The sequence below is a fragment of the Mesorhizobium sp. M4A.F.Ca.ET.022.05.2.1 genome (assembly GCF_003998845.1).
Classification (GTDB): Bacteria; Pseudomonadota; Alphaproteobacteria; order Rhizobiales; family Rhizobiaceae; genus Mesorhizobium.
The window spans coordinates 1-6,967 of the sequence record NZ_RZOJ01000316.1; the positions used below are offsets into that span (position 1 = coordinate 1).

General features: G+C 65.0%; 8 protein-coding genes. 6 read left to right on the forward strand and 2 right to left on the reverse strand.

All coding sequences use genetic code 11. The features are described 5' to 3' along the window. A partial coding sequence (locus EN745_RS25930; RefSeq protein WP_189363162.1) for a cytochrome c occupies positions 1-270 on the reverse strand: 270 nt, incomplete at its 3' end. Further along, a complete protein-coding gene (locus tag EN745_RS25935; protein ID WP_127422586.1) occupies positions 267-1,793 on the reverse strand; it encodes a multicopper oxidase family protein in 1,527 nt (508 codons plus the stop codon). The genes EN745_RS25935 and EN745_RS25930, both read right to left, overlap by 4 nt. A 178-nt stretch (positions 1,794-1,971) precedes the next feature. Here EN745_RS25935 and EN745_RS25940 point away from each other — a divergent pair, with 178 nt between their 5' ends. From EN745_RS25940 to EN745_RS25955, 6 genes are all read left to right on the forward strand, one after another. Beyond that, positions 1,972-3,885: a DUF4396 domain-containing protein gene (locus EN745_RS25940; protein WP_127422587.1), complete on the forward strand. Its 1,914-nt coding sequence runs from the start codon at positions 1,972-1,974 to the stop codon at positions 3,883-3,885. A 92-nt stretch (positions 3,886-3,977) separates the two neighbouring features. Next, positions 3,978-4,139 carry a hypothetical protein gene (locus EN745_RS36310; RefSeq protein WP_189347868.1) on the forward strand — a complete coding sequence of 54 codons (162 nt, stop codon included), beginning with the start codon at positions 3,978-3,980 and terminating at the stop codon, positions 4,137-4,139. 253 nt (positions 4,140-4,392) lie between these two features. Further along, the gene (locus EN745_RS25945; protein WP_127422588.1) at positions 4,393-5,460 is read left to right on the forward strand and encodes a type III polyketide synthase; all 1,068 of its coding nucleotides are present in this window, start codon (positions 4,393-4,395) and stop codon (positions 5,458-5,460) included. Further along, positions 5,457-5,714: a hypothetical protein gene (locus EN745_RS37215; RefSeq protein WP_245487835.1), complete on the forward strand. Its 258-nt coding sequence runs from the start codon at positions 5,457-5,459 to the stop codon at positions 5,712-5,714. The genes EN745_RS25945 and EN745_RS37215 overlap by 4 nt, the downstream gene beginning before the upstream one ends. A 2-nt stretch (positions 5,715-5,716) precedes the next feature. Beyond that, on the forward strand, positions 5,717-6,178 hold the full coding sequence (locus tag EN745_RS37220) for a hypothetical protein (protein WP_245487836.1): 462 nt from the start codon (positions 5,717-5,719) through the stop codon (positions 6,176-6,178). Continuing rightward, positions 6,175-6,967: FAD-dependent oxidoreductase (locus EN745_RS25955; RefSeq protein ID WP_145992134.1), on the forward strand; the 793-nt coding region annotated here is incomplete at its 3' end. The genes EN745_RS37220 and EN745_RS25955, both read left to right, overlap by 4 nt.

Sequence of the window (6,967 nt, forward strand, 5' to 3'; positions counted from 1 at the left end):
GCCGAGCGTGCCCGCCGGGAATTCGCCGATCAGGGCAGAACCGGTGCGGGCGCGCAACGCCTTGGCCGCCGCCTTGAAGCCGGCTGGGTCATAGGCGCGCTTGCCGTCGAACATCTCGGCTACGGTCTTCGCCGCCGCCGCCATCGCCTTCATCGAGGCCTGGCGGGTGGCCACGATGGCATCATCCGAGGCGACGGCCAGCGGCGACGACAGGACGAGCGAGCCGGCGAGCGCAAGCATCGCCGCTCTGGACGCGACGCCGGTTCTCATGCCGTGACGTCGAGCACGCCCATCATGCCGAGATGCTCATGCTCGAGGATGTGGCAGTGGTACATGCGCCGGCCGGGCCGCTCCTGGCGCAACAGCAGCCGCAGCGTCTCGCCGCGCGCCACGTTGACAGTGTCCTTCCAGGCAAGGAAGGGCGGCTTGGAGACCTTGCCGTCGCGCTCGTGCTCGATCACCTGGAATTGCGTGCCGTGGACATGGAAGGGATGATCCATGTCGGCCCGATTGACGATCTCCCAGAGCTCGGTCTCGCCGGCCTTGCCGACGATGTCGACGCGTCCCATGTCGAAGGCCTTGCCGTTGATCAGGAAGCCCATCTCCATGCCGGTGACGTTCATCGCCATGGTCTCGGTGAGGACGAGGCGCCGGGAGAGCGCGGGGGCGGCAAGCGGCGCGATTGGGCGCAGCCGCGCCGGTATCGGCGGCATCGCTTCTCCCGTTTCTTCGGAGACGTCAACGGTCAGCAGCGTCAGCCCCGCATCGGCCGGGCGGCCGGTGCCCATCCAGCCGCGATCGTAGTCGAGCGTGTACAGAGTGATGGGTCCGGGGTTGTCAAAGGCGACTACCAGCTCGATGCGCTCGCCCGGGCTGAGCAGGATCTCGTCGGCCGCCACTGGCGCCGCCAGCGGCCCGCCATCCGTCCCGATGATCGTCATCGGAGCGCCGTCGAAGGCGAGCTTCAGGAAGCGCGCATTGGTGGCGTTGTAGAGGCGCAGGCGCCGTTTCGCACCCTTCGCCACGGCAAGTCTGGGGTTCTTCTGGCCGTTGACCAGCACATGGTCGCCGACGCGGCCGTTCATCAGATCGCTCATCGAATTGGCGGGCATCGAGCCGTCGGCGGCGAGCCTGAGGTCGGTGAACACCAGCACCGTGTCGCCATATTCGGCCGGAACAGGATCGGCCTTGGCCTTAACGACGAAGGCGCCGGCCAGGCCGCGATAGACCTGCTCGGCCGTCCTGCCGTGCGGATGCGGGTGGTACCAGTAGGTGCCGGCCGAGCCTTCCGGCAGATCGAAGGCATAAACGCGCTCGGTGCCCGCCGCCACCGGATCCATCGGATTGCCGTCCTGGTCGGCCGGCACCGGCATGCCGTGCCAGTGGATGGTGCTTGCCTCGCCATCGATGCGGTTGGCGAAGGTGATCTCGACACGGTCGCCCTCGAAGGCCTCGATCAGCGGCCCGGGGCTCGTGCCGTTATAGGCGAGGATCGGCGTGTCTTGCCCTTCGGCGAAATGCGCCGTGGCAGGCGATGCTGTCAGCCGCGCCTTGAAAAGGCCGGGTCGGCCGGCCTCGTTGGCCAGCAGCGGCAGCTCACGCAACGGCTGGCCTTCGGGCAGGGTGACTGCGCCTTGCGCCATCGTGCCCATGTCGTGTCCGGTATGGCCGCCCATGTCCATGCCCGGCATGGAGTCCATGTTCGGCATGTCGTCCATCTTCATCTGCGCCAGCGCCCGTGGGCTCGCCAGAACCGTCGCCAGGCCTGCCGCCAGAAAACTGCGTCGATGCATGTTTTGCTCCTGGATAGTGAGGAAGTCCGCCGCCGGATTCCGTCACGCTAAGGGTTCCAGTTGCTGGAAGGTCAAGCGGGATCGAACTGGCTACTGGACTGCAGTCGGATCGCAATGGCCGCGGCCGCGTTCATGTGCAGGGAATACAACCAGCCGTTCATGGGACGAGGCCGCAATCATGCTCATCCAGCCGATCGACTATTTCCTCATTGCCTGGTTCGCGATTGCGGCGGCCTCGACCCTCTATGTCGGCATCGACCAGTACCGCAACAACCCCGAACCGGTGGTGATGAAATGGGGTTTTATCCTTGTGACGCTCTATATGGGTCCGCTGGGACTGCTGCTCTATGTATTGGCCGACAAGGAGCCGCGCCCCGGCGAGCATGAGGCCTTCACCAGCCCGCTCTGGAAACAGGGCGTCGGCTCGACCATCCATTGCGTCGCTGGCGATGCCACCGGCATCATCCTCGCCGCCGTCATCACCGCCACGCTCGGCCTGCCGATGTGGCTCGACCTCATCGTCGAATATCTGGCCGGCTTTGCCTTCGGTCTGTTCATCTTCCAGTCGCTGTTCATGAAATCGATGATGGGCGGCACTTACTGGGAGAATGTGCGCAAGAGTTTCCTGCCCGAGTTCATCTCCATGAATTTCATGATGGCCGGCATGGCGCCGGTCATGAGCTTCCTGATGATGGGCCGCGACATGCGGGCCATGGAGCCGACGGAACTCTTATTCTGGGGTGTGATGTCGATCGGTGTCATCGCCGGTTTTACACTCGCCTATCCCGCCAATGTGTGGCTGGTTGCACGAAAATTGAAGCACGGGCTGATGACGCAGCGCCCGCCACCCGCCGAGAGGGGCAGTCGGGAACAGCCTGCAAAGAGACAACACGCCCACATGCAGATGCAGCAGGCCGACGCCACTGACCGTCACGGAAGGGGCCACGACATGGCCTCCCGCAAAGGCAAGGACGGCCACCATATGGAGACGGACGCGACAACGGCACAGGTGATTGCGCTCGGGGCGGTTTCCCTGGTCGCGCTCGCAATTGGCATGGCGGGTCCGGCGAACTGGCTGAACCTCACGCTGTCGGCCCGCGACGTCGGCGGGGTGATCATGCCCCAGGGCATGATCATGGATCGCGATACGCCGGCTGACGCCATGCGCGATATGGCAGCCACCAACCCGCGCCTCGTGAGCGCTACCTATGATTTGACGAAAAAAGGCGATCAGGAATTGCCTTTTCGAGTGGAGAACGACGTCAAGGTGTTCGAACTACGCCCTTCGGTGATCCGCTGGCAGATCCTGCCGAACGTGGCGGTGGATGCCTATGCATATAATGGCCAGATTCCCGGCCCGCGCATTCACATTCGGCAGGGCGACAAGGTGCGGATCAACGTGACCAACGATCTGCCCGAGGAAACGACGATTCACTGGCACGGCATGATCCTGCCGAACCAGATGGATGGGCCCGCGGAGATCACACAAGCGCCGATCGAACCTGGACGGACCTATTCCTACGAGTTCACTGCAACGCAGCACGGAACCTATTTCTACCATCCGCACGCCAAGCCCGACCGGACCCAGGCGCTCGGTCTCTACGGGGCGCTGATCATAGATCCCGCCAATCCTGCCGACGAGGTCGTGGCCGATCATGATTATGTCATCGAGCTGCAGGAATGGCTGGTGCGCGAGGGTCTGACCTATCCGTCGATGCCGATGGACGGCGGCATGCCGAATTTCTTCACTATCAACGGCAGGGCTTATCCTTCAACTGACACTATCAAGATGGAGGTCGGCGAGACGCTTAAGGTGCGCTTCATTGGCACGAACAATGGCTTCATCCACCCGATGCACATCCATGGCGGACCGTTCGAGGTCGTTGCCCGCGACGGCGAGACGATCCCACCCTCGGCGCGCTTCCTTGCCGATACGATCAATGTCGGCCCGGGGCAGCGGTATGACGCCGTCTGGAAGGCGCAGCGCCCGGGCAAGTGGCTCATCCACTGCCACATCCCGCACCACACGACGAACAACAATGTCGAGGAGAAAGGCGGCGGCGGGCTGATGGTCGTCATCGATGTCACGTGATCGCGGCGATCGGCTTCCTCAATCCGGCCATTGCGCCTGGGAGCTTGGAACCCTTGCCGCTCCGGTCGGGTTTATAAGCGAGGCGAACCGCCATGGAAGACAAACAGCCTGCCGAAAACCACCCGGGAAGGATCCTCGCCACCGTGCTGGCGATCTGCCTCATCATCATCGCCTTGTTCTTTATCGGCTTCAGGTATTCGGAGCGCGATCAGGGAGCCTTGATCGTGCCCGGAGCGGTGCAAGGCAGCAAGTGATCGGCCCGAAGCTTTTGCCTGACGGACTGAAGATTCCCGCCGGCTCCATGCGCTCGTGGCCGGCGTGCCCTTCGCGCGCGGAAGACACCGTAACACTTTGATTTTGCGTATGATCCTTCCAGAATCTTTTGGACCGCCAGGAAGAAACAGGTTTTCCGAAACGTTTATCGAATAGGCAACGCTCAACGCTTGGCGCCTGTCAGTAGCAAAAACCCCTCCGGCGCATCGCGCCCGAGCCCAGGGAGACAGAAACGTGTCCGCCAACGCCTATATCAACCGGATCGCGACGGCGGTTCCGCAGCACGACGTCCACCAGTTCTACCTGCGCTACGCAGCCTCGATGCTGGCCCCCGATCGCAGGAGAATATTCGAACGCATGGCCGGCCTCGCCGGCATCGAGCACCGCTTTTCCTGCTTCGCGCCCGCCCTCGAACCCGAAGGGCCGTCGGCCGACTTCGCCGGGACCTTCAGGCGTGGCGCGTTTCCCGGAACGGCCGTCAGAATGGCGATGTTCAGCGAAGCCGCCCCCGTCCTGGCGCAAAGCGGCGTCGACGGGCTGCATCTTGGCGACGAGGCGTCGCGCATCACGCACCTCATCGTTACCACCTGCACCGGTTTCTCCGCGCCCGGTATCGACCTCGACCTGGTTCGGCGCTGCGGCCTGCCGGATGGCATCGAGCGCACGATAATCGGGTTCATGGGCTGCTATGCGGCGGTCAGCGGCCTCAAGCTTGCCCGCCACATCGTCCGCTCCAACCCGCGAGCCAGGATCCTGCTGGTCAATATCGAAATATGCACCTTGCACATCAGGGAGACCGACGAGCTGGAAAAGCTGCTCTCTTTCTGCCTTTGGGGCGATGGCTGCGCGGCGACGCTCGTGACCGCCGAGCCGCCCGGCATCGAGCTCGACTCCTTCTATTGCGCCGTCGCCGACGAGCAGCGGGACCTGATGACCTGGGATATCCGCGACCACGGCTTCGACATGTTTCTTTCCGGCAAGGTCCCGGGGGCGGTCCAGGAAGCGTTGCGAAGCAGCCAGGACGCCATCCTTGGTGGCCGGCCGCCGGAGGCGATCGACCTCTGGGCCGTGCATCCCGGCGGGCGCAGCATTCTCGACGCCGTCGAAAGGGCGCTCGCTCTCGAACCGGCCGCGCTCGAGCCGTCGCGCGAGGTGCTGCGCCGCTACGGCAACATGTCGTCTGCGACGGTCATGTTCGTGATGGAGGAGATGCTGAAGAGGCCCGGCGGACTGCTGGGCTGCGGCATGTCTTTCGGACCCGGCCTGACGGCCGAGACCATGCTGTTCAGGACCGTCTCATGACCGCGCTCGCGCAGCGCAGCCTCGTCCCGGAAATCCTGGATGGGCTCGCCGCCGACGATGCGCGGGCGCTGCGCTCGCGCCGCGATCTCGCCCGCATCAACGCGCTGATGTTCCAGGCGCCGATCATGGCCATGCTGCTGCGGAAATTCTTGCCGAAGCCGCCCGAGCGCATTCTGGAGATCGGCGCGGGCGACGGCACTTTCATGCTCAAGGTGGCCCGCCGCTTGGCCACCGATTGGCCCGGGTGGAACTGACGATGCTCGATCGCGTCGGTCTCGTCACGCCAGCGCTCGCCGCCGATTTCGCCAGGCTGGGATGGAAGCTCGAAACCGTCACTGCCGACGTCGTCGACTGGGCGCAGAAGACGGACGGCAGGCCCTTCGACGCGATCACGGTCAACCTGTTCTTGCATCATTTCGACGACGCCGGACTGCTGCGCCTGTTTTTGCTTTTGCGGCGCAAGGCTCCGCTCATCCTGGCGACAGAACCGCTGCGGGCGAATTGGGCGCTGGCCGCGGCGCGGCTTCTATGGGCGATCGGCGCCAATGATGTCACCAGGCATGACGCCCCTCAGAGTGTGCGCGCCGGCTTCCGCGGCCGCGAGCTTTCCAGCCTCTGGAGCGCTGCCGGCGGCAGACCGCTCGAGGAACGGCGCGCCGGAGCCTTCTCGCATGTCTTCGTCGGCGCGAGCTCGATGCCGGCCGTGGACGCGCCATGAGGCGGCCGTCCACCCACGACGCGATCGTTATCGGCGCCGGCCCCGCGGGAACGTCGATTGCGCTGGCGCTTGCCCGGCGCGGGTGGGGCGTGGCGATCGTGGAAAAGAACATGTTTCCGCGCCGCAAGGTGTGCGGCGAATACATCTCGGCAAGCAATCTCACGCTTCTCGACCGGCTCGGGATCGGCGATGCATGGCGCGCCGAAGCCGGTCCCGAAATCCGCCGCGTCGGGCTCTTTTCCGGCGACGCCTGCATCGAGGCCGAGATGCCGGGCGCAAGGCTCGGGCCGGCGGCAAGAGCCGGCTTCGGCCGCGCGCTGGGCCGCGACGTTCTGGATATCCTGCTCCTCGATGCGGCCCGATCGGCCGGGGCGCAAGTCTTCCAGCCCTGCCGCGCCGTCGCCGTCGAGCGCGAAGGCGACTGCCAAGCGGTGCGGATTGAAGCAAGGGACTGCCGCGATGAGGCGACGATCCTGCGGGCGCCGGTGGTCGTCGCCGCGCACGGCTCGTGGGAGCCTGGACCGCTGCCGAGCCAGCTCGAAAAGAAAAGCCGCCCCTCCGACCTGCTCGGCTTCAAGGCGCATTTCACCGGATCGTCCCTGGCGCCCGACCTGATGCCGCTCATCACGTTTCCCGGCGGCTATGGCGGCATGGTCATGGCCGATCATGGCCGCATGTCGATCTCGTGCTGCATAAGGCGCGATAGGCTCGCCCTGCTGCGCAGCGGCCTTGCCGCCGAGCGCGGCGGCCACGTCTCGGCGGCCGAGGCCGTCGAGCATCATCTTATGG